Source organism: Paenibacillus sp. CF384, from assembly GCF_900106745.1.
In the GTDB taxonomy this organism is placed as follows: Bacteria; Bacillota; Bacilli; order Paenibacillales; family Paenibacillaceae; genus Paenibacillus_Z.
Genome location: NZ_FNNV01000005.1, coordinates 295,384 through 320,177, shown reverse-complemented (window position 1 = coordinate 320,177; position 24,794 = coordinate 295,384). Strand labels below are relative to the sequence as shown.

The following is a 24,794-nucleotide window of genomic DNA, read 5'->3' as shown; positions in this document are numbered from 1 at the left end:
GATTGTAATGCAATTTTCTATTTTCAAATATATGGAAAATTGTATATGTAAATAAAGCTATATTGTAAGGGACGTAAGCTTGAGTAGAGAAGGAGAAGATGTTGTAGATGAGCAAAAAAAGAATGATGGCTATGCTTCTTGCTGGAGGCGAAGGAAAGCGATTAGGCGTACTTACACAGGAGTTGGCGAAGCCTGCAGTTCATTTCGGAGGGAAGTATAGAATCATTGACTTCACGTTAAGCAACTGTGTGCATTCCGGCATTGACACGGTTGGTGTGCTAACGCAATATCAGCCTCTTGTATTGAATGGTTATTTGGGTAACGGCAGCCCGTGGGGGCTAGATCGACGCGATGGCGGCATGTCTATTCTTCCTCCTTATATGAAACAAAAAGGCGGCAAATGGTATAAAGGCACGGCGAATGCCATCTATCAAAATATCGGATTTATTGAACAATATGATCCAGAATATGTCCTTGTTATCTCCGGCGATCACATCTACAAAATGGATTACAACCGGATGCTGGAGCAGCATGAGGCGCGCGGCGCTGATGTTACCATCGCATGTCTCCAAGTAGACTTGAAAGAAGCAAGCCGGTTTGGCATTATGCATGTCGACGATTCAGGGGCCATTACTTCCTTCGTAGAGAAGCCGAAAGTGCCTACGAGCAACCTTGCCTCGATGGGCGTTTATATATTCAAGTGGTCAGCGCTGAAGAAATACTTGATTCGTGATGAAGCCAATGAACTTTCGGGTAATGATTTTGGTAAAGACATTATTCCGGCTATGCTCGATGATGGGATGAAGCTGGATTCCTATACGTTTGACGGGTATTGGAAGGATGTCGGAACACTTGAGAGCTTATGGGAAGCGAATATGGATCTGTTAGCAAAGACGCCATCACTTGATTTGAACGATTATAATTGGCCCATCTATTCGGTTCAGCCGAATCGTCCGGCACATTTTGCGGCAGCTGGGGCCAAGATTTCGAATTCACTCGTTACGGAAGGCTGCACTGTGGAAGGAACAGTTGTCGGTTCGGTACTCTTCTGTGACGTACAGGTGGGACCGGACAGCCGAATTCATGATTCGGTTATTATGCCAGGTGTGCAGATAGGTAAGGGAGTCAGCATTTATAAAGCAATTGTCGCTGAGGGAACCGTTATTCCCGATGGTGCTTCAATAGGCGGTCCTGAATTCAGCGAGGTTACGGTTGTGAATCAATCCATGACGGAGGTAGAGCAGCTGTGCAAGCAAATATTCTCGGCATAATCAATCTCATCCATGCACCGGATGAAATGGGGTCTCTTACGGCGAATCGTTGCTTAGCTTCTGTTCCTTTTGGCGGCCAATACCGGCTGATTGATTTTGTACTATCGAGTATGGCGAATTCCGGCATTACGAAGGTTGGCGTATTCGCGCATACGAAGTATCGCGGCCTGATGGATCATCTTGATTCGGGTAAACATTGGGATCTTGAGCAGCCTGAAAGCGGGCTATCCATTATTCCGCCTAATATTATGGAGCACGCCCATGAAACGAACCGTGGTGATCTGTATCATTTCTATGAGAATCAGGATTACTTTAAGCATCATTCCTGCGAATATGTGTTAATTACGCGCGGTTATATGATCTGTAACGTGGATTATAAGCCTGTACTGGCTGCACATCAGGCAAGCGGGGCGGATATTACGGTCATTTGCAAGCAGTCGAACAACCTCATGGGCGGAAAAGCGCGGAAGGTCAAGACGGATGCTGGCGGCCGTATCACCTCTATTGCACCGATGTCGGGTGAAGCGGACCATGATCTGATTTCTATGGAAATGTACATCATGCGCAAGGAGCTGTTCCTTGATTTGGTCGATACTTCCTTGGCGCAGGGACAGGATCATCTCGTGGAGCATGCCATCATGGGCGGGGTCGATCAGCTGCATATTCAGAGCTACATGCATGAAGGCTGCCTAGGTGTGGTCAATACGCTGGCCAGTTATTATGAGAACAGCATGCAGCTGCTGCGTCCCGGCATTCGAAGAGGCTTGTTTGCTCAACAGGGGAGCATCATAACGAAGCTTAATGACGAGCCGCCTGCACGTTATGTCGAAGGCTCGAGGGCAAGCAATTCGATCATCGCGAATGGCTGCATCATTGAGGGCACTGTAATAAACAGCATCTTGTTCGAAGGGGTTCATGTACGCAAAGGTGCGGTCGTCCGCGACAGTATCGTGATGTGTAACAGTGTTATCGACGATGAAGGATTCGTGGATCATGTCATCCTCGATAAAGAGGTCCGTTTGGCGTCATCGAAGAGGTATGCTTAAAAGCGGTTGGCTAGGTGCGAAATGCAAAAAGGGCAGTGAGGAAAGGTCGTTATCATGACCTTCTCTCATTGCCCTTCTTGCGTATTGAAAGCAGAAGCTGCTATTTATTTGCTGGCAACCGCGACATCTTGAACGGCTTTGTAAATCGTATCGAACAGCTCTTCGAGGTTCTCTTCTTCAATGCAAGAGAAGGCTACACGAAGGTCGGTATCGCCAAGAGCGATTGTACCGATTTCGTAGGTGTCGAGCAGACGTTTACGGACGGTCTCAGCTTCCACATTGTTCAGCTTAAGGCACATGAAGTAGCCGGAGTTGAACGGATAGTAGGACCATACATCGCCGTAGCGGCCACTGTCGAGCAGTTCCTTCACTCGATTGGCGCGACCTTTCATAATCGCGTACTTCTCTTCCTTCTGCGGTTCAAAGTCCTTCGATTGCAGCGCGTGAAGCACGAAGGTTTGGGATGGATGCGGACCGCTCGAAATGGTTGCACGGATAATACCGAGTGTCTTCTGCTCAAGCGCAGCAAGTACGGCATCGGAAGCACCTGCATACGTAATGAACCCTACGCGGAAGCCCCATACGTATTCTTCCTTCGTCGCACCGTCGACTTTGATCGGCAGCACGCGAGGGTGTAGATCAGACAATTGGCCAAACAGGGATTCATGCATGGAACCTTCGAAGAACAGTCCGAAGTACGCATCGTCGGTGACGACAACAACGTTGATGCCGGCTTCAGCCGCATCGCGGATGGCCGCAACGATTTCAGCGCCTTCTTGCGCGCCCGGTGTGTAGCCCGTCGGGTTGTTCGGGAAGTTGAGCACGACGATCGCTTTGCCTTTGCTCTTCTGAGCAAGCAATGCTTCGCGGAGTCCGTCGCTGTTGAAGCGGTTCTCGTTGTTGTACAGCGGATATTGGACGATCTCGGCGCCGCGGCGAATGCCGAAGGTCAGTTCGTAATTTTCCCAGTTCTTGTTCGGAATAATAACGGCGTCCCCTGCATCTGCGAACAGATCCGCTACTATGCTGAGGCCATGCGTCAAGGCGTTCGTTACGACAGGGTTGCCGTAATTCTTATTGGCAAGCGAAGGGTTCTCCTTCAGCATTTTACTGCGCCATGCAGCGCGCAGCTCCGGCTTACCTGCCGGCGGTGCATATTCATAGAGATCCTTCGGATTATAAGCGGAGAGCGTGTCTTGAATGACCTTCAAATGCATAGGCTGGCCGTTCTCAATGGCAATACCAATTGTTGCATTGTACTTCTTCGCCTTCGCTTTTGCTTCGGCAGATTGGCTCAGAATGCCTTCCTTCGGGAAAAAAATAGCTTTACCGAGTGTTGACAACATGGCGAATACATGACCATTCTCTCGCTCAATCGTCGCGTTCAATTGCTGGGCAAGTGGGTTCATCGACTTCATTCATCCTTCCGGCGTTTCATTCTCATTTGGTCCCCATTGGAAACCGTTTAGGAGATATTATATCACTGTTTGGGAGTGGAAGGCCATGTTACATTCACTTTTTTGCAACAATTATTTCGTGAGGGTTGTCCTTCATGCAAGGTGTCCATATTGGCAAAGGAATCGCAGTATTGTATGATGACAACGATATTGTTTTTGCAAACGGAGGAAGCTGAGATGCTGCACTGTGCGCCGACATCTTTTCAATTAAAACCCGCGTTAGCCAAAATCGTCTGCGAGCCGGGATGGAAGTGGCAAAAGCGCGAAAAACCGCTGGCGAATTACGACTTATTCTATGTATGGAGCGGCAGCGGAGAAGTTCTATTAAACGGCGTGCCGTTCTCGGTCAGTAAAGGGAGCTGCTTTCTATTTAAGCCTGGGGATTATACGAGTGCGACTCATAACCCGCAGAAGCCGCTTGTGCTGACGTATATTCATTTTGACGTCTCCGAGAGTGTCAGCGTCGTGCCGCAGTCGTATCGGATTCTTGAAGAGACGGTAGATTTCGAGCATCTGTTGTCCCGTTACGTACGATTGTTTCTGGTGAAGACCTTCGCCGCGGAGGAAGAGGCGCAATTGATCCTGAAGCAGCTGATGATTTACTTGCTGCGCGAGGATCTGGAAGGTCAAGGTCCGGTAGAACGGAAGGTCAGCAATCAATTGACTGAAGCCATTCATGAGGTGGCCAACTATATTCGGCAAAACCCCGGGATCGCGCATCGGGTGGAGGATTTAACCCAGCGAGCGCAGCTGTCTCCGAGATATTTTTCGATTAAATTCAAGGAACTCATCGGTTCATCGGTGCAGAATTACATGATTCGCACGCGGATCGATCGCGCGCAGCATTTGCTCATGCATGCCGGCATGAACGTGACGGAAGTCGCCGACGCGCTGGGGTATCGCGATATATTCTTCTTCAGCAGGCAGTTCAAGCAGTATACGGGGAAGAGCCCATCGGAAATCCGATAGGCTCTTTTTTTTGCTTGTTGTAGGTACAGGCAGTTCCTGATGCAATGTGAGATTAATAAAATAGTGTGCGGCATAGTCTGAGGGAGCGGAGAGAGGCGAATATATGGCTGAAATAGCTAAGAAAGTCAATATTTCATTATCGGCGCCTGAATTCACGTACTTTAACGAAATCAAGTATTCTGTAGGGAATGACCCGCTTGTACAAGTAGATCCTCTGCGTCGATTGGCAAGCGGCAATTATCTGGTTACACTTCGCGTGAAAGGGACACTTAAAGCGAAAGCACTGGCGACGCTTCTCGTGCTGAACCGGAATTTAGGGAGTTACCGAATCTTTGTGAGGGTGCGAGACAGCCAAGGCAAGCTGTTAACACCGATTACGAACAACCTGACTCCACGGGCCATCGCCATTCTCTTCCGCAGAGCATTTAGCACGAATAGGCTGTTCAAATTCGTCGCTGTACGGGACACCTTCGGCCTAATATCTGTCTATCCCGTGTTTAAAGTCTTTGTCGTTCAGTTCTATAATGATGATCTCTCGGACTTCTATAGCAACTATAACAATGTGGCCGCAGCGGTCTTCCGAAACGTCCTCCGGAAATCGATTCAACGCGCCACGATTCAATGCTCAACAGCTCGGAAGAAATAGGTGGAGGAAGGAGACAAGGCAGCCGGGTGGCTGCCTTGTTCTGCTGTATTGTGCGCTGTAGTGTAGGGGGCGCCTTCGCCGGTTTCACGTTCAGTCGCCTATGGCCCTCGCATGGGGACAGTAGCGCTGCATCATGGCGATCGTCTCCGCATCCAGCGGAAGATCGCGCTCAGCCAGTTGGTCTGTAATCGTTGTTTTCTCAGCTTGCTTGAGGTTCTGCCCGAATTTGAACTTCCCTGTTATCCGGTCTGCATCGATCCGTACAACGGCAACGCCCTTCAGACGCGGAATGTAGTCGGGGTCGCTGGCATCAATCGTTTTGTAGCCGCCTTCCGGCTGCAGCTTGCGCATTAAAGCTTCGAGCGCTTCTGCTTTCTCATTCGGATCATCGACCAAGGCAGCGCAGCCATCCACGCGGACGGATTTGAAGAAGGCCGTTGCCGGACAAGCCATCAGCGGATCGGTGAAATACGAAGGGATGATGGCATATTCTTTGGCGACCATGAAGCTAACGCGTTCGTCAGCCTTTAATTGAGTCATTTTCTCCCCGGCTCTGCTTCCGTGAAAATAGATGCTCCCGTTCACATAGACGAAGTTCAGCGGAGTCATGTTAGGCTCGCCGTTTGCTGAAACGGTTCCCAGAAAACCAAAGCTCATCTCTTGGAGAAAGCTCTCCAATTCCTCGTGGTTCTCTGCTTCATTCATCGCAAATTCTTTTCTGCGCATCGCTGCTCCCCCTCCATTACGAATCCCAATAATGCCCGCGCGCCGGACTTAATAGGTATGAGCATACTGCGATTATTGACAATTAAAAAGATCCAATTTAGTCTATTTTCATTAGACCAATTTTCGACATCGGATAAGGATGGGGGCGAGCGAACGTTATGGATATGGATTTTCGCATTCCCTTTGAGCGCTACTACGAGGAACTCGGACGCAAGACAGAGGCGTTGTTTCATGCCCTTCGTGAAGGGATCTTGAGTGGTACCTTGGCGGGAGGAGCTCGCTTGCCTTCCAGCAGGAAGTTAGCTGAGTTGTATGAGGTGTCACGCGGTTCTGTGAATCAAGCCTATGACATGCTGATTGCGGAAGGGTATGCCTGGGCTGAAGGCGGAAGCGGAACGTTTGTCGCGGATTCTTCGGGTGTTGTGAAGGATGGGGAGTCGGGGACGGTTGCCGGTGCGCGCGTTACATTGTCGGCTTGGGCCGAACAGCTGATTTCATCCAGGAAGCTGTTCATAACCGTTGAGAATCATCCTGTTAAGGCGGCTGGCGGCGCGGAGGGGATCAGTTTTCGGCTGGGGCAGGTGGATTCGTCGCAATTTCCGGTGGAGGAGTGGAAAGCGGCGCTGCATGCCGAGGTTCGAGAGATGATGGCTGCGTTTCCTGCAATCAGCAGTGAAGTGGAGGGCTACCTTCCGCTGAGAGAAGCGATTGCTAAGGGGTTGCGCCGTGAGCGAGGAATACGCGCGAATGCTTCGCAAATTTACATTACGAACGGCTCGATGCATGCGATCGCGCTGTTGTCTATGCTGCTCGTGCGTCCGGAGCTCCCGGTAGTGGTGGAGAATCCATGCTTCACCGGCATTCGCAGAGCTGTAGCTGCCGCTGGGGGCTCGACTGTTGCGGCTGCCGTTGACGATGACGGCATTGTGCCGCAGGACTGGCCATCCAAGCTGCTCGTCGTAACGCCGACGCGGCAATATCCTACCGGCGCTGTACTGTCGGCACAACGAAGAGCGGAATTGCTTAAATGGGCAGGGAGGCACGGGGCCGTCATTATCGAGGATGACTACGATAGCGAGCTGCGCTGGGGAGGCAGGCCCGTAGAACCGCTTAAGGCACTCGATCATGATGATCGAGTCGTCTATATGGGCACCTTCTCGAAGACGATGTTCGTCGATTTGCGCCTTGGGTATGTCGTGCTGCCTGCATCGTTGGCAGAGCCGTTTCGCCTGGCGAAAGCACTGCTGGAGCCGCATCCATCGGCTCTTGTGGAGCAGCGTGCGCTAGCGAATTTTATAACGAGCGGCAGTTATTCTCGTCACCTGCGGCGGATGAAGCGGGTTATCGGTCGGCGGCTGCTCGTCTTTCGTGAACAATTCGAGAGCCGTCTTTCAAGGTGGTTCAGGTTCGTTCCTGCAGATGCGGGACTTCATGTGTATGCCGAGTGGCGGGGCGATCGGGAGAGCTATGTCCGTCTTCAGGATGCATGTGCAGCAGCTGGCGTTCATTGGTCTGTAGGTGATTCGTTGTGGGAGGGCGAAATGCCCTTCCATACGGCGTTGTTTGGCTTCTCGCATTTGACGGAGGAGCAGATTGTGGCTGGGGCAGAGCGGATTGAGGCGATAGCAATGTCGTTGTTGGGGGAGGGGGCGGATTGAGTGGGGAGGCGCTAGACCGCGCGCGACCGCGGATTCACGGACCCTGCGCACCTGTCGAAACCCGAGTACCTCGCGTGGTCCGAGCACTTCGCGCAACCGTCGCACCGCGTCGTACCGCAGCACCTCGCGTACCTTGAGCACTCGCACCTCCATTGCCCTCGCGTGCACCCGATGTACCTTGATCGCAACTTGCAACTTGTCGCCCCCCCGCACACGCTAACGAACCGTGGAGACGCTATTTCGGGGAATTGAGACGAAAATGGGCGTGTTGACACCAAATAAGACCTGTAGGGTTCGTTAGAAATTTGAATCCTCTCATTTGGATCAAATAAGACCTGTGTGGTTTGTTAGAGCTAGACTCCGCGGAATTAAAGAAGCTGCCACAAAAGTGAGTTACACTTTTGGGCAGCTTGTTCCATATTCTATGTGTTGGCAAGCGTGCCGAGCTTCTCGCCCATGCGTACTTTAAGTCCTGTCTTCATATCCGGACGCGGGGAGAAGCTGTCATCCTCGGTCAGGAGTACGACGGTTGAGCCAAACTCGAAGTAGGCGAGATCGGCACCTTTGTCCATTCGATCCTGCAAGGGTAATACGTATTTAATACTGCTGACGTTCATCGCGCCAACCTTGACTATAGCAGTCTCTGCATTGGCATGACGCATGTAGGTGATGAGCCTTTCGTTGCGACTCAGCACGCGGCGCATATGCCGGAGGCCGAAATCGTTGACGGGATAGACTTTGCCGAGTACATGCTCGCGTTCTACGATCGTGCCTGAAATAGGCGTATGTATGCGGTGATAATCGGTTGGGCTGAGATACAGCACCATGTAGTAGCCATTCTTGTAATTCTCCATACGTGGAGAGCGGTTGAGCAGCTCTTCGATGGTGTAATCTTGGCCTTTGACGTTAAGAATCGTACCTTGCTCTATCGGACCGCAGCCTGTAATAAGTGCATCAACCGGGCTGACAAGCGCAGCTGGGTCAGCATCAATTACGCGTGCGCCGGGCTTCAAGCGCCTTGTGAAAAACTCATTTAACGTAGAATACTCATGCAGCTGTTTCTCGGCTTCCTCTATAGCGATCCCGTACATACGGGCGAATCTTGGAATAAAGCGCCGGCTAGCAGGCGATTGGGCAAATCGACCGGTTATTCGCGAAATCCATTTGCGCGAGCTAAGCTCAGTCATGGATCGGAGCAGCCATTTGGTCATGCCGGTAGTTCACGTCCTCTCTGGAATAAACGGGGGTTCATCGTGGTGGTCTCCGACTAGTTTGACATATCGCGACTCATTTATCAATAGAGTTCACTGGAAGCATGTTTAAGGGAGGAATAGGTATGCAAATACTGTCATATGAGGTGATCGTATGACAGGGTTAGTGCTCATTGGAGCGATTATTGGAGGCTTAATTCTAGCGGTGCTTCGGGCCAAGTACGAAGGTCTCCGTAAAATCATTGATGGGCTGGCAGTCTTAGCCTATCTGGGCTTCTTCAGCATTGCAGCGAACAGCGTGGCGAGGACACTGCTAGATGATACCGTATTTATGACGCAGGTGCATGATGTACTGCTGAGTCCGGTTTTTCTGGGGAGTGGCGCTTATTTGGGACCCTATGGATTATGTATGCTGCTTCAACAGCTGTGGAGCAGACGCCAATAAGTTGGATGCAGCGGAATCGTTGGAATGGGGCCTCTGTCGGAGTCAGCAAGCGAACCTTGTACGTATGATAGGAGAAGCAAGCTGTTGAAAGAGAGGCGGGCTTCGTTCATGGCCAGAGCTAGAGCCAAAATCGCATTTGTGACACCGGGTACGTATGTGCTCCCTTCTCAGAGCAGCAGCTCCGTGGAGCGGGTAGTTGAGAAGCTTGTGCCGCTGCTAGTTCCTCGAGTGGAAGCTTATATCTATGGGAGATCAAGCCGGACGCTGGAGAATAGGACGATGCTTGGTGGTGCGTCTGTTGTTCGATACCCGGCTCATAATAAACGGCTGTATTTGAAGCGGGTAGGACAATCCATCCTGACGCAACAACCGGATTTGCTGCAGGTCGAGAATCGACCTCTCTATGCTTTGAAGCTTAGAAGACTGCGACCGCAGAGCAAAATATGGCTGAACTTGCATTCCTCGACTTTTATTCGCAAACAGGCCATTAGCAGTGCACGCTTAACTCAGAGTTTCCGAGCTGCCGATCGCATTATCGTGAATAGCGAGTACTTGAGAGAGGACGTTGCCGCTCGTGTGCCGGAGTGCGCCGAGAAGCTGCGTGTCGTCTATCTTGGAGTCGATACGGAGCGTTTTCAATCTCAGTATTCCGCAATGGGGGCTTATCGTAGAACTCAACTTCGGCATGAACGCGGATGGTCAGGCAGAAGTGTCATCTTGTTTATGGGCAGACTTCTTGCAATCAAGGGAGTCCACCACTTGCTGAAGCTAATGCCGAAGCTTGTGCAGGAGCATCCTTCTGCACTTCTGGTTATTGTAGGTGGCGCGTTCTATGGTTCCAAGCGTACAACTCCATATGTGAAGCAGCTGCGGCAGCTTGGTCGGAAGCTGAAGGGGCATGTGCAGTTTGTGCCTTATGTACCTTATTCCGAAGTGCCGAGCTGGTTCCTCGCAGCGGATGTCGCTGTAGTTCCTTCTGGGAAACGGGAGGCATTCGGCCTTGTGAATGTGGAGGCGATGTCCTGCGGTTTGCCTGTCGTCGCGACGCGGGCCGGCGGAATGAAAGAAATTATTGAGGATGGCGTTACCGGTTATTTGGTCAATCCGGATGATGTGGTTCATGAAATGCGTGAGCGGTTATTGGAGCTCTTGCGCGATGATCAGCTGCGTATGCAGATGGGTCGAAAGAGTCGGGAGCGGGTGGAGCAGCATTTTACATGGCAGCACTCGGCCGAGCGATGGCTGGAGTTGTTCCGAGACGCGCAGATGGAAAGCGATGTTGATGGTCGTCCGGAGTAGAAACGAGCGAAAAGATAATAAATGTAAAATTAAGGTTGAAGTATGTCGAAAGTCAAAGTAAGATAGGAAGTAGCAAAAGATAGAGAGTGGTAGGCAACAACGAATTATGCGCCTAAGAAAAGTATAGAGACAACATGCAGGAGGCACCTGCTTGCGGCTGATTATTCAGCTTGCGAGTAGGTGCTTTTTTTTGCGTAACAGGCTGGATTATATGGTAGAAAATGATAGATTTATCTCGTCGAATTATGGTGAAAAGTGGTAGAATATGTTAGTTCCTACGAAAGCAACTTAGTCGAATTCAACTTAGAGGAGTGTTCGGAATGAAGATGTTTTATGCGCTCGTTGTGATAATTATGTTGATCGTGATCTCGATGGGTGTGATGGGGATTGTGCAGGCTAGTAAGGAAGGTGCGAGGATACCGCGGGATGATGGTCAGGGAGTTCATGTTCGGGGAGATTAATATATAGAAGGAGAGGGAACGAAATGAAGAAAAAATTACTAGTAGCTACTCTTGCACTATCTATGGCATTACCTCTTGGAGTTGTAAATGCAGCAGTTCCGAAGATGTTGAAGGCAGACATGCCAATCGAGGTTCTATATAATGCCCGTAAAATTGCATTCGACGTGAAACCTAAGATGGTTGATGGTACCGTGTTAATTCCTGTTCGATATGTTTCGGAAAAGCTTCAAGCTACCGTAGCCCAGCAGGGTAATACGATCCTTGTTTCCAAAGGTAGTAAGACTATAAAGCTAACGATCGAATCGAAAGTAGCGGAAATAAATGGGAAGAGTGTTGCGCTGCCACAGCCAGCTATTGTCGAACAAGGGCGTACCCTTGTCCCTATTCGAGTGATTAGCGAAGGACTTGGTGTAGCGGTTGAGTGGGATTCTGAATTGAGATTTGTTTGGATTGGAAGTAAAGAAGTCCCAGAGCTAAATGATATTATTTCCCCAGTTAATATAAAGCCATATTTAGCATACTTCAAAGGTGGGGAATACCTTTTAGATGATGGATTAGGTGACTATACCAAAGCATCGATTGTTAGAAATGAGGACTTTCCATTTAAAGTAGGGGTGGTTACTTACTTTAAACTTGATCTTGCATATGATTCTAGTGAAAATGTATATCTTCGGACAGTAATAAAAACAAATTTTGAAAGGGGTTCAGATTGCTTTTACTTAAAGAAAAATACTGTTCCTAAAAAGGGAGTTTCCTTAAATTATTTAAGAGAACATGTTTCGAAAGGAATTCATATTAATTTTAATGATGTATCAGCGCTAGGTAACTCAAAAATTTTTAAAGAAAACAAGGTTGAATATATTGGGATTCGCACTTCTAACCGGCTAAAAGACGGAACGGGTAGTGTGATTTTAATAGATAATCCGTGGAGGTAATTTCATTGAATAGAAAAAGGATACTTCAAAAAATTATATCCTATGCTTTAATTATTTCAATAATTCTCTCCATGATTCCTATTATCTCCAACCAAAGAGCTTCTGCGGCTAGTGCAAATCCAAGTGTTACTCCAGTAAGGGAGAAGGACACTAACGGAGAATATCTTAATTCTAACAAAAGATTTGCTGTTGGGTTCGTGTACGTAGATATTTGGTCTGATTCTACAGGAGGTAATTGGGACCCTTACTCTCAGGGCCAAAAAGACGTTACTATCACCAATCCATACACCTTCACATTTACTGGTAGAACCGTGAAAAATGTAACAGTTTCAAGGTTTGACCAAAATTCCGCAATGCAGCAAACCGTCTTTACAGAATCAAGGGCTGGAGAGTCTTGGTTAAACTATAAGGACTATGTTGGAAAAAATCCATCTAGTCCGAGTAGATCAGCAGCTGATCCTGGGTATGGAACAAGTTCAGTATCCTTTTCAGTTTCAATATCTGGAGATCTAACTACAAGCGATCCATATGATATTCGTTTGCAGGATGGAGCGTGTAGCGGTTGTTCTCCTAATGTAAAGGGTTATCGGTATTTCTTTCCTGTACTGTTTACATTTGAATTGAATGGATATATGGAAGTCCACCACAAAACCACTGATGGAACCAATATTGATAGTTTGTTTGTGAATCAGTCAACTAATTTAGGTGGTAGCCCATATACTCTAGCTCCTGCAACCAACGCAGAATATGAATATAAAGGTTATAAAAAGAGCACCGTCTCTTCGCCGTCTGGAGGCGTAATCACACCAGGTAATCCACCTACAGTGAAATATGATGCAACTTATGATACCTATTATCTCAATCTTTATTATGAGAAGAAGCCCGAAGGTGGAGGGCAGGCAATTGTAAAGCACTACTCAACCGATGGGCAGAGTTTGGATTCCGTTTTTCATGATCGTACAGATATTCTCGAAAAGAATAAAAATTATAACCCGATTCATCCTACTGAAACTGGGTTCAATTACGCTGGATATAAGAAGAAAATCGGCGCAGAAGCCCCAAACACCGTGCCACCATACACGGCAGGAGAATATTCCATTAACCCATATGTAGGTGATTTTGAAACCGTAAATTTATCATATTTCTACGATGTAGTCAGTGCCGGCAAGATTCACGTCCGTCATATGGTACGAACAGGTCCTACCGGCACTTATAGCCAGCAGGGCAGTGAAGAGCTAATTCCGGTGGCAACCTTGCCGTACTCTAGGTCGATTGCAGCTGATAGTTCGTATGGGACGGTGAAGGGGAAAAACGTATCGTATGTCTCCTTCTCAAGTACAGTTACGACAGGATCGACTGCAAGCGTGAATCTGACCACGGCGCTGCCGGAAGTCTATGTAACCTTTTTCTATGAACAAACTGTAGTAACCCCTCCTGGTGAGAATCATCCGCCGGAATTTATTATCGGTTTTGTAGATCCCTATAACAGAAAAGTACCGTTGCATAGGGTTGTCGAAGGAACAACCTTAGATCTAATCTATATCGATGATCCATCGGTGCCAACACCGAATGATATCGATGGAGATACCTTGTATTTTGAGGGGTTTGATTTTGATGCAGGCAACACCTTTATTAAATCGATCCCATCGAAGAGCATTGATTATGTTGACGGACAGCATGGACTAACTATGGATACGATTGGATACCACTACGTGTGCGCTAAAATGAGCGATCAACATGGAGCAACGGTAACTGCGTGTACCTATATTGAAGTCGTTTCGAAGAATCCAGTGCCAGTCATTGAATGCCCACCATCGGTTATCGCCAATCATCCGCTGCCAGTTGATGCGATAAATAGTACAGGCAGCTACAGCCCAATGGGGCGCACGATTGATCACGCAAAAGACGAGTGGACGAACAAGCAGTCCAGTTACACGAATTCCACGGCATCGGATATTACAATCACGGTATCTTTGAGCGTGTATGACAGCGCGGGACTTAAATCTCTTGCTCCAGCGACATGTACAATCATTGTAAAGCCGGATCTGCCGCCAATAGCAAAGCTAATCGTTCCGCCACTTTCGGTTCGAGGAACCCAACTGGATATCGTAAACAAATCCACGAGCCAAGATGGCGATACCATTACAGTCGCAGAATATAAGTACAAATATGATGCGAACAATAACGGATTTGCTGACGAAGCATGGATTGCCGCTACCGGTACGATGGCCAAGATGCAGATTACGCCAACCAAAGTGGGTAAATACTTGTTTTACCTCAAGGTCACGGAGGAATATGGTGCTTGGGATGATACCTTGTCCGATGCTCAAACAACACTGACGCTCGATGTCGTCAATAATGCGCCGGAAGTTTCATTCGAGATGGAAGGGAGAAATCCTCAGCCGGATCTTGACCCGTACACACGAATTAAGCCCGTAGATATGATGAATTGGCCTGTCTATGTGCCAGGTACGAATACACTCGTGAATAATAAGAAGAACCTGTGGAGCGCCGAAGGAGCCAATCTCGTAAGTGGAGAGGGACGGAATTTCGGAAAGCAAAAGGTAGAAACGTATGATTACAATGTGACTCGGTTTAGCACCACAATGCAGCGCTGGGATTCCTATCCGTTACAAGATAACGGGTACGGCTCAAACGAGCTTTCACCATGGAGAGCCGCGTTACAGTCTAATGTGGTAGCGAATATACACGATGAGAACGGTAAACGATTAGATTGGCCTAATCTTAACGCTGGGCTTCCGTATCCGATAATACGATCATCTAAAAAGCTCATTTACTTTGATAAACATGATACGACTTACTATTATGATTACGATAAGCAAAAAGGAACTTACACGTATAACGATCGTATTTACGCGCTGGACCCAACTAAATTATCAAATATCAAAGATGTAATCGACCAGTACGGGTCCGTTTCCCAAAAGTACGAGAGTGGACAGCATCCCTATAAATTCATCTTGAAAGCTGATAAAACAAGACAAGCGAATGTTGATTATGATGGGACTATTTATAATAATATTACACTTAGTCTGCAGCAATTAAGAGAATACGAAATGTCAGATGGGTATCTATATGTTCGTCGGATATGGAGCGGATATGTCGCCAGTAAAACACGTGATTTTTACGATATTGGGGTATATGATGCTGCTACTGGGAAGGAGCTCTATAGTTCCTTTGATTCTCCTGATTTTAAACAAGCCCTGACAGATAACGGGACAAACATAACTTCTATTCAATTCATCAGCTCAGAGGGGCGGAATTTACTTGTAGCGGAGAATAAAGATTCGTATATAGGTTATGCTGCACCACTTAAAGTCGGTCAATCCTACCAAGGTATGTACTACTTAACGCCGGATTTTAAGCTGACAAAGATCCCATCAACTTTTATTATGCCTGCTCCAAATTCGCAGTATAACAAAGATAAGTTTGCGAGTGCGACAGAAGCAGAAAAGAAGCAATGGGGTTATGGTTTTCTGGAGGAAATGAGAGATGCAACAGGAGCTATCTATCGGTATGAAGCCCTAACTTACTCCGGGAATATCTACGAACTAAACGTGGCGAAATATAATGCAGATTACTCGCTTGCTTGGAGGAAGTATATCGGAGATACATTGTCTGGCAGCAATCTGGGGATTACGAACGCGAAGGCGTTCTCATCCGCTTACTACTATCCTGAAATTAAAGGTGGATTCTTTTTTAATCCGACTAAAAAAGAAATATACGCCAAAGTGTACTATGATCACATGGCAGAAGGGAACGTCTGGCCGGATACGTATGAAGCTGTTTATGTGCTAAACTCAGGGACTGGAAGTCTTAAGAAATTGGTTGATGCACTGGCAGGCGATGATGTAATGCTTTATCATTATGGCGATTTTGGTTACTCTGGATCGATGACGCAGTTTTCAACTGATTTTGGAGGTAACATCATCCCTAAAAGTAGACAATCGACCACGATTGACGGCTATCGAACAAGCAATTCACTCGGTGACGGATCAACGTGTGATGATTATCCCTTGATGTACACCGGGTTTGGCACGAATACGGTGTATGATGCAGCTGGAAATCCGGTTGGCAACGTGAAAAAGGGATGTAACTACTCAGATGCAGAGTATGGCCAGTACGTTGGAGATGGAGTATATTTGTCGCTTTCACAAGCATATCCCAACAATGGAGGTTATTCGTATGCTTCAACGATGCGAATGACGATTGCCGTTGGTACACCAACGGCAAGTCCTGCTGTAATTCGTTCGTTTACAAACGGTCAGTTTTACTCGCCAACGTCCCAATCTGACACAGAATATAAGTTCAGCTTTAAGATTAATGATGTTGATTACGACCATGAATGGCTAGGTTTCTCATTCCGCATGCAGGACAGACAAAATGGTTACGCGGTTGAAACTGACGCGAACAAAATCGAACTGGTCATGTACAAGAATGGCAATCGTACGGTCCTAAAAACGCAGAATTACTCGATGCTCAGCCAGAAAACATACTCCGTCAAACTGCAAGCTAGTGGCGAGCATATTGCGGTATATCTAGACAATACACTATTGTTTGAAGCCGATGACGCTGCTTATTCCAGTGGACGTTACGGGTATTTTTCGAACAAGTCATACACCACCTTTGGCACGCTGGCCTTCAAGCCAATCGTTACGAATGATGTATGGTCTGACCAATATGCGATTTGGGACGAGGGCAAAGCCACGGCTCAAATACAATATAATAACATTCAGTTCACCGATCCTGAGAATGATCCTGCTGCAGGAGGGCTCTACGATTGGACGGTGCAGCATACACCGCGTTTTATTCATAACCAAGGTACATCCGTCTTGAACAATAAGACCTTCCCAAATGCGCAGCTGACCTTCGATAAGGTAGGGGATTATCTGGTGAAGCTGAAAGCGAAGGATGATCCGAATCCAAGCTATCTCTACCCGAATCCAACGTTTGATTCGTATCGGAAGTCTTCGAATGAATTTTCACAGAAGATTACCGTTCATCGGCGGCCGATAGCAAGTTACACGCTCGCAGCGTCATCCACAGACGGCAAAGTGCTTTGGACCGATAAGAGTTATGATCCGGACCGTTACTTGAGCAGTACGGACTATTCCACCGAAGCAACCGGTATCGATTACAAAACAACAAAAGGCGTGCTGGAAAAGAAGTTTTATTACATCTCGCCGAGCGGCACCTACACCGCTGCGAAGCTTGTATCCCCTCAGGAGATCGGTACATACGAGGTCGGAATGGCCGTGCGCGATGAATACGATGCGTGGTCGGAATGGACAGTTGTCCTGCTACCGATATCTAAGCATGCATCGCCTAACTCTCCCCCGAATCCCGGTTTTACAAGCAGTCATATCAACACTTTTCGCGGGGTAGCCATTACCTTTGATTCATATGCAAACGACGAGGAGGATGGCGATCGAACGAAGCTGGTGCATGAATACTATTTGAAGAATGTGACTGCAGGCAGTGCCGAAACCTTAGTAAGCGGCTCCCGGACGAATTGGATTAAGTCGTTCAGCAGCTTAGGCACGTTCATGATTCGCCAATTGGTTGAGGATACAGCCGGAGCTGCAGCACAGTTCAGTTTGCAGGTGAATATCGCTAATCAATTGCCTAGTGCGAATGTTGCGAATCCGGCGAGCAGCGATCAGAACAGGCCAACGAAGCTGGAGGTCTTGCGACCTAACTTGACTTGGACGTATTTCGACGCAGACTCCGACGGGCAAACCCGGTTTCAGATGAAGATCTACCGATACGGCGGAATATTAGTTCAAGATTCCGGCGTGGTTCTTAATGCCGGTTTAAACTGGATTCCATCGTCCGATTTACCGGAGAAGGTCAATATGTACGTGATTGTTCGCGTATACGATGGGTATGATTGGAGCGATTACAGCCCGCCTAAATATTTCTATATTGAAACGAACCAGCCGCCAACCGCGGATTTTGACTGGGTTCCTAAACCGGCTTATGAAGGTGACAGCATTACACTGACACATACGATTGCCGATCCGGATAGCGATCACTTGGACGTACAGTACTCCATTACGGATCCTGCCGGAAACAGTCGGACTTACAATTACAACGGAGAGCATCCTTATTCCGCATCAGGTCCGAACTTCAGAGGTGATCTGCCGGGATCCTATATTGCCCAGCTTACCGTTTCGGACGGGAAAGCTTCTCCGGTCATCGTTCGCAAAACCATCACCGTGCTGCCCTTGTCGGTTAGCGGGCAAGTGAAGCATACGGAGCTTTGGGATGAGCGCCGCAAGGAGGCTAATCTGGCCGACAGCGGAAATGTGAACAGTCCACGAGGTTACTCGGTGTATTGGGCTGGGGAGAAATTCATGCTGTCCGCTGCTACGACGGCAACCGGAACCGCGACGATCGCCGATCAAGTAAAGGTTACGATGAATGGGCTGACGGTTACGCTTAGTCCGACAAACGCTGCCAAGACATCTTGGACAGGGGAGATGTGGGAGGAGAGCTTCGAGGAGTTGGACGATGGGCCGCTGACGTTCTCGTTTAAAGCCATCTACAACAATGGTACAGTCAAGACTGCGAATGTGACGATTACGATTGGCGGCGATGTGCAGCAAACGATCGGCGTTCATCGCGTGCAATAATCAGATTGATTTGTGGAAGAAGCTGCTCCTTCATGGAAGCAGCTTTATTTCCCATTTCTCGCCTATGCAATAACATATTTATCCGAACGTTTTCAAGGCATTCGCCGCCGTTTACAAATAATTTGACCTTCGATCATGTGACCAGCCCATGGGTGAATGCATATGATACCTATGACATTTGAGGTGGAAGAAGGAGAGGGCTATGGCGAAGAGCAGCAAAGGAAAAGGCCCCAAAGGGCGGAAGCCGTTATTTTATGTGGATAATCCGAACGCGTCGGAGTTGAAATGGCTCGAGGAATTGAAGAAGAAAAAGCCGACATCGGCGAAACCGGAAGAGAAAATGGTTCAAGTGAATGCAGCAGCACCTGTGCTGGAAACAGAAACTCCGGAAGAGGTTACGCAGCAAGTGGAGCCGGAAGAACAGTCTCAGCAAGAGGTTGAAGTGACTACTGCGCAGGAAGTTGCGGAAGTTGTGGAACAACAAGCGCTGCAGCAGGAGCCGGTCGTGGTTGTCTCGGAAGAGCCGGCCGTGCTGATTCCTCATACACAGGCGGATGCAGAATTACAGGCAATCACAGAAGAAATAGAGCGGCTGGCCCGCGAGAACGAAGAAGCAGAACGACTCCATATGGAACAGATGGAGGAGCTGTTGAAACAGGAGCTCATGCGCAAAGAAGCGTTAGTGGCTGAGAAGCGCATGCCGGATTCCCCGCTGCCTTTCATACACACGGACGATATTGCCGACAATGCCATCACATCGGCTAAATTGGCATATGGTACGGTTGACTCCGACCGGATTAAGCAGAGTGCGGTCATTACGAACACGATTGCCGATTTCGCGGTTGAAAGCATCAAAATCGCTAACGGTGCCATTACTTCGTCCAAAATCGCGTCGGAGTCCATTACGGGCGACCATTTGACGAAGAATGCCATCTCAGGCACGAAAATTCGCGACCGCTCGATTACAGGCGATAAGCTGCGTGACAACAGCATTACGTCGGAGAAGCTGGCTGACCGGACAATCAGCGCCGATAAGCTCGCGGAAGGGTCCATTGAAGCGAAACATTTGAAGCCGCTCATTGTTACATCAGATCTGCTTGAAGATCAAACCATTACGTCAAGCAAAATCAAAAGTGCGGCGATCCGCACCGAAAATATTGCCAACGAAGCGATCTCAACCTCCAAGCTTGCGGAAGGCTCCATCACCCGCTCGAAGATTCGCGATGCCTCGATTACCGGTGAGAAGATCAGCATTGGAGCAATCGACTCCTCCCATCTTCAGCCCGGACTGCTGCTTGCGGAGCATGTAGCACCAGGCGTACTGCTGGGCAAACATCTGGCGCAGGGCGAAATTACAGCTGCCCATATGGTTGAAGGGGCGGTCGGCACGAGAGAGCTGAAAGCCGGCTCCGTAACGTCCGAATCCATTGCGCAAGGAGCTGTCAGCTCGAAGGAACTGCAGGATGGCGCCGTGAAGTCGCAGCATATCGCAGCCGCCGAAATCGGTACGGAGCATGTGCAGGATTACTCGATCTCGTCACCGAAAATTGCAGACCTGTCGATTTCCACGATTAAACTCGTCGATCATGCGGTTACGGCATCCAAGATCGCGGATCATAGCATTACGGCAAGCAAGCTGACTGATGATGCGGTTCACGGTAAGCATCTTAGCAGACTCAGCATCAGCGGCGACAAGATGTTGTCCGATACGATTGAAGAACGCCATCTGGCGGAGAACTCGGTCGGTTCGAAGCAATTGATTGATGACAGTATAGCGACCGGGCATCTGACCAACAATTCCGTAACGGATAAGAAGCTTGCTGCACAGTCGGTGAAGCAGGTGCACATTAGCGCAGCTGCTGTCGGTCAAGTACAGCTGCAGGATGAGTCGGTCAGCGAGCAGAAGCTCATCGATGGCAGTGTGACCAGTTCGAAACTGGCAGAGCTGTCTATTCAGACAAAACATCTGGCGGATGAGTCGGTCACGTTTGACAAGATCGGACCCGAAGCGGTTCGCGCCTTCCATCTATCGCCGGGAACGGTAACGGAAGAAGCGATCTCGCCTGAGGCGGTCTCCTCGCAGCATTTGCAACCGGGGCTGATCGAAGCGTATCACATCAGCGAAGGCGCTATTGAAACAAACGCGCTTCAAGATGGAGCGGTGAAATCGATTAAGCTGGCAACCGGTTCCGTATCGGAACGGCATTTGGCAGCGGGCTCGATTCACTCTCACCATTTGGCGGATCATATCGTGAATTCCCTCAAGCTTTCACCGGAGAGTGTTTCTACTGATAAGCTGTCGGACTGCGCGGTGACATCAAGTAAGCTGGCTGACAGCAGCGTAACAACGGCTAAACTGGTGAACGGTTCAGTTACAAGCGAGCAGTTGGCGCATGGCTCCGTTACACGCAAGCATCTGGCAAAAGGTGCAATCGATGCGGAGCATCTTGCCAAAGGCATTATCAACGAGCGTCATCTGTCACCGGGCATTGTCGGCAGCGATGCGCTATCTCAAGGTGCAGTTACGAGCGATAAGCTTGCACTTGGATCGATAACCGGCGGCCATCTGAGCAGCGAGTCAGTCGGCAGCAAGCACTTGGCGGAGCAATCCGTATTCGGCGCGCATCTTGCAGCGGAGAGTGTGCGCGACGTTCATCTGAGCAATGATTCGGTTACAGCAGCGAAGCTGAGCGAAGGAAGCGTGGCGAGTTATCATCTGCAAAATGAAGCGGTAAGCTCGCGTGCCATTGAACCTTCCGCAATTCATGGCCAGCATGTAGCTGCTTCTGCGATTGATTCCAACCATCTCGCAGAGTCTTCCGTTGGCAGCACGCATCTGAAGATCGACAGCGTCCTGCAGCTTCATTTGTCCGAGGAGTCCGTTGGCACGGATCAACTGTGCGACGAAGCGGTAACAAGCTCGAAGCTCTCATCGCTCTCTGTGCACGGCGATCACATTCAACTGGAAACCATTGCGGGCAAACATTTGAAGGCAGAAGCCATTCAAGGGTATCACATCCGCAAAGGGTCGATCTCCCAGGCGCATTTGGCTTCGGAGTTCTACACATTTGATAAAGCACCGGATGGCATCATCCATGGCATTAAGATCAAAAGAGGCACGATCAGCAACGACACGCTGAGTGACGGAGCTGTCAGTAGCACGAAGATTGCCAGCGGTGCGGTTGGATCCGAAGCGATCGGAACATCGGCGGTTGGCGAAGGGCATTTGCAGCCAGGTGCGGTAACGCTTAGCAAAATTGCACCGAAATCGATCGCAAGCGCGCATCTGACGGCAGGCGCTGTCGGAAGCGAAGCGCTGGGCGAAGGAGCGGTGATTAGCTCGAAGCTGGCGAACGGCGCAGTCGGTTCGGAAGCGCTAAGTGAAGGCGCGGTCGAAAGCACGCACTTGGCCAGCGGAGCAGTTGGCACGGAAGCGCTGAGCGATAGCGCGGTTACCAGCGAGAAGCTGGCGAATGGTGCGGTTGGCACGAAAGCGCTAAGCGAAGGAGCGGTAACAAGCGTGAAGCTTGCGCCGGGTGCAGTGAACACAGATGCGCTTGGCACCAGCGTTGTAACGAGCGAGAAGCTGGCGCTTGGAGCTGTAGGATCCAAAGCGCTTGGCGACGGAGTCGTAACAAGCGCGAAGCTGTCAAGCGGAGCAGTCGGCACGGTTGCAATCGGCGATGGAGCGGTGACAAGCGTGAAGCTGTCGAGCGGAGCGGTGAGCACAGAAGCGCTCATCGACAGCTCAGTGACGGGCGTGAAGCTGGCGAACGGCGCTGTAAGTACGAAAGTGCTGATTGATGGCTCGGTAACGACGGCTAAGCTGGCACTGGGAGCCGTGAGCACGGATGCGCTCAGCGATAGCGCGGTAACAAGCGAGAAGCTGGCGATCAGTGCGGTAAGCGCGAAAGCGCTGAGCGACGGAGCGGTAACAAGCGCGAAGCTTGCGAGCGGATCGGTTAGCACGGAAGCGCTGATCGATAGCTCGATAACACGCGAGAAGCTGGCAAGCGGAGCGGTAGGCGCGGAAGCGCTGGGCGACAACGCGGTAACAAGCACGAAGCTGGCAGCCGGTGCAGTCGGCACGGATGTGCTCGCCGATAACGCAGTCACAGGCACGAAGCTGGCCAAAGGAGCCGTAAGCGCCGAAGCGCTGGGCAACAGCGCAGTAACAAGCGCGAAGCTGTCGAGCGGTTCTGTCGGTACGGAAGCGCTGGGCGACAACGCGGTAACAAGTGCGAAGCTGGCAAGCGATTCGGTCGGCACAGATGCGCTCATTGACAGCGCAGTAACACGTACGAAGCTGGCTAGCGGAGCAATCGGCACGGAAGCGCTCAGCGACGGCTCGGTGACAAGAGCGAAGCTCTCCGTCGGCTCGGTCGGCACGGAAGCGCTCGGCGATAACGCGGTAACAGGCGCGAAGTTGTCCGGCGGTTCGGTCGGCACGGAAGCAATCGGCGATAACGCGGTAACAAGCGCGAAACTGTCAAGCGGAGCAGTCGGTACAGAAGCGCTCAGCGACAATGCGGTAACAAGCGCGAAGCTGGTTAGCGGAGCAGTCGGTACAGAAGCGCTGAGCGACGGTTGTGTGACTAGCGCGAAGCTGTCGAGCGGCTCGGTCGGTACTGATGCGCTCCTTAATAACGCGGTAACAAGCGCGAAGCTCGCGCTCGGCTCGGTTGGCTCGGCGGCACTCAGCGACAGCGCAGTCACAGGCGAGAAACTGGCCGGCGGAGCAGTCAGTACAAAGGCGTTGTGTGACGGAGCAGTAACAAGCGAGAAGCTCTCGAGCGGAGCAGTTGGCTCGGAAGCGCTTAGCGACCACGCCGTAACAAGTGCGAAACTGGCGAGCAGCGCAGTCGGCACGGAAACACTCAGCGACAGCGCGGTAACAAGCGCGAAGCTGGCAAGCGGAGCAGTTGGCTCGGAAGCGCTTAGCGACCATGCCGTAACAAGTGCGAAACTGGCGAGCAGCGCAGTCGATACGGAAGCACTCAGCGACAGCGCGGTAACAAGTGCGAAGCTGGCGCTCGGGTCGGTCGGCACGGAGGCGCTCAGCGACAGCTCGGTGACGAGCACCAAGCTGGCACTGGGCATAATAAGCGAAGGACACTTGCAGCATGGGGCAGTGACTTCAAACATCATTGCACACAAAGCCATTGGTACTGCTCATTATGCAGCAGGTTCCGTGGGCAGCGAAGCGCTCAGCGATGGCGCCGTCAGCGGCACGAAGCTGGCGAACGGAGCGGTTGGCGAGAACCAGCTGCAAGCCGGCTCAGTGACGCTTAGCAAGATCGCAGCACGCTCCATTACGACCTCGCATCTCATCCCTGGCTCCATCGAAAGCGTTGCTTTATGCAACGGTTCGGTGACCCCCGAGAAGCTGGCAGTCGGTGCGGTTGGCACGGAAGCGATCGCTGACGGAGCAATTACGCTCGAGAAGCTTGCACCCGGCGTACTAGCGCCGACTCAGCAAACGATATCAAGCGGCTGCATCGAGGAAGGCCACATTGCAATCGGAGCAGTGAATTCAGAGCAACTGGCAGACGGCGCTGTAACAGGTGTCAAAATCGCTCTCGGCAGCATCACGGCAGCTCACTTTGCTGAAGATGCATTCCCGGTTCAGCCAGCTCCGGCTCCGGAAGTCGCTGTGGAAGGAAGCTCGCTGCAAGACGGCAGCATTAGCAGCGATAAGCTCGATTTCACCCCGGTTACGACGGTCAAACGGGAAACAGCCGTCATCCAGCAGTTCGGGCTTGCGCCGTACAGCTTCCAAGGCCAAGGCGAGCAGCTTGACATTACGATTGAATTCGACCAGTCATTCAGCAGCAACGCCTATGTGTTCGTTGCGACGACGGATCAGCCTTCCTGCTATGCAGTAATCAAGAGCAAAACAGCCGAAGCGGTTCAATTGACAATCGTGCGGACCCGAATCAGCCCAGAGCCGATCGGCTTCGTGAACTGGATCGGAATCGGCCAATAAAATAAGCAGAAACTGTAGCCGGAGTCCCCTC

General features: G+C 50.1%; 13 protein-coding genes. 10 read left to right on the top strand and 3 right to left on the bottom strand.

Going from position 1 to position 24,794, the window contains the following annotated elements; all coding sequences use genetic code 11:
- The first annotated feature begins 107 nt into the window (after positions 1–107).
- Complete coding sequence (locus BLW29_RS11830) at positions 108–1,271, top strand: glucose-1-phosphate adenylyltransferase (protein ID WP_090979636.1); 1,164 nt, start codon at positions 108–110, stop codon at positions 1,269–1,271.
- Positions 1,247–2,317: a glucose-1-phosphate adenylyltransferase subunit GlgD gene (gene glgD / locus BLW29_RS11825; RefSeq protein ID WP_090979634.1), complete on the top strand. Its 1,071-nt coding sequence runs from the start codon at positions 1,247–1,249 to the stop codon at positions 2,315–2,317. Before BLW29_RS11830 ends, glgD begins: the two co-directional genes overlap by 25 nt.
- 104 nt (positions 2,318–2,421) lie before the next feature.
- Here the strand turns inward: glgD and BLW29_RS11820 are convergent, their stop codons facing one another.
- A complete protein-coding gene (locus BLW29_RS11820; RefSeq protein ID WP_090979632.1) occupies positions 2,422–3,726 on the bottom strand; it encodes an aminotransferase class I/II-fold pyridoxal phosphate-dependent enzyme in 1,305 nt (434 codons plus the stop codon).
- A 225-nt stretch (positions 3,727–3,951) separates the two neighbouring features.
- Here BLW29_RS11820 and BLW29_RS11815 point away from each other — a divergent pair, with 225 nt between their 5' ends.
- Entirely contained in the window at positions 3,952–4,743 is a 792-nt protein-coding gene (locus tag BLW29_RS11815; protein WP_090979630.1) for a helix-turn-helix domain-containing protein, read from the top strand.
- Positions 4,744–4,846: 103 nt separating this feature from the next.
- The gene (locus BLW29_RS11810) at positions 4,847–5,389 is read left to right on the top strand and encodes a hypothetical protein (protein ID WP_090979627.1); all 543 of its coding nucleotides are present in this window, start codon (positions 4,847–4,849) and stop codon (positions 5,387–5,389) included.
- A 90-nt stretch (positions 5,390–5,479) separates the two neighbouring features.
- On the opposite strand, the gene BLW29_RS11805 is transcribed toward BLW29_RS11810, so the two are convergent.
- Positions 5,480–6,115 (bottom strand): pyridoxamine 5'-phosphate oxidase family protein, encoded by a 636-nt coding sequence (locus BLW29_RS11805; protein WP_090979625.1) that lies wholly within the window; start codon positions 6,113–6,115, stop codon positions 5,480–5,482.
- Positions 6,116–6,273: 158 nt separating this feature from the next.
- Between BLW29_RS11805 and BLW29_RS11800 the strand changes: the two genes are divergently transcribed.
- The gene (locus tag BLW29_RS11800; RefSeq protein ID WP_090979623.1) at positions 6,274–7,773 is read left to right on the top strand and encodes a MocR-like pyridoxine biosynthesis transcription factor PdxR; all 1,500 of its coding nucleotides are present in this window, start codon (positions 6,274–6,276) and stop codon (positions 7,771–7,773) included.
- 422 nt (positions 7,774–8,195) lie between these two features.
- Here the strand turns inward: BLW29_RS11800 and asd are convergent, their stop codons facing one another.
- Positions 8,196–8,984, bottom strand: coding sequence for an archaetidylserine decarboxylase (asd, locus tag BLW29_RS11795; protein ID WP_090979621.1), 789 nt, complete (start codon positions 8,982–8,984; stop codon positions 8,196–8,198).
- 154 nt (positions 8,985–9,138) lie between these two features.
- On the opposite strand from asd, the gene BLW29_RS11790 reads away from it, so the two are divergent.
- The 5 genes from BLW29_RS11790 (at position 9,139) to BLW29_RS11770 (ending at position 24,763) form a co-directional block, all read left to right on the top strand.
- The gene (locus BLW29_RS11790; protein WP_090979619.1) at positions 9,139–9,429 is read left to right on the top strand and encodes a hypothetical protein; all 291 of its coding nucleotides are present in this window, start codon (positions 9,139–9,141) and stop codon (positions 9,427–9,429) included.
- A 108-nt stretch (positions 9,430–9,537) separates the two neighbouring features.
- Positions 9,538–10,728, top strand: coding sequence for a glycosyltransferase family 4 protein (locus tag BLW29_RS11785; RefSeq protein WP_090979617.1), 1,191 nt, complete (start codon positions 9,538–9,540; stop codon positions 10,726–10,728).
- A gap of 484 nt (positions 10,729–11,212) precedes the next feature.
- Positions 11,213–12,124 carry a copper amine oxidase N-terminal domain-containing protein gene (locus BLW29_RS11780; RefSeq protein WP_090979615.1) on the top strand — a complete coding sequence of 304 codons (912 nt, stop codon included), beginning with the start codon at positions 11,213–11,215 and terminating at the stop codon, positions 12,122–12,124.
- 1,067 nt (positions 12,125–13,191) lie between these two features.
- On the top strand, positions 13,192–18,777 hold the full coding sequence (locus BLW29_RS11775; RefSeq protein WP_143044390.1) for a hypothetical protein: 5,586 nt from the start codon (positions 13,192–13,194) through the stop codon (positions 18,775–18,777).
- 202 nt (positions 18,778–18,979) lie between these two features.
- Positions 18,980–24,763, top strand: a complete 5,784-nt coding sequence (locus BLW29_RS11770) for a WIAG-tail domain (RefSeq protein WP_090979611.1) — start codon at positions 18,980–18,982, stop codon at positions 24,761–24,763.
- Positions 24,764–24,794: the final 31 nt, after the last annotated feature.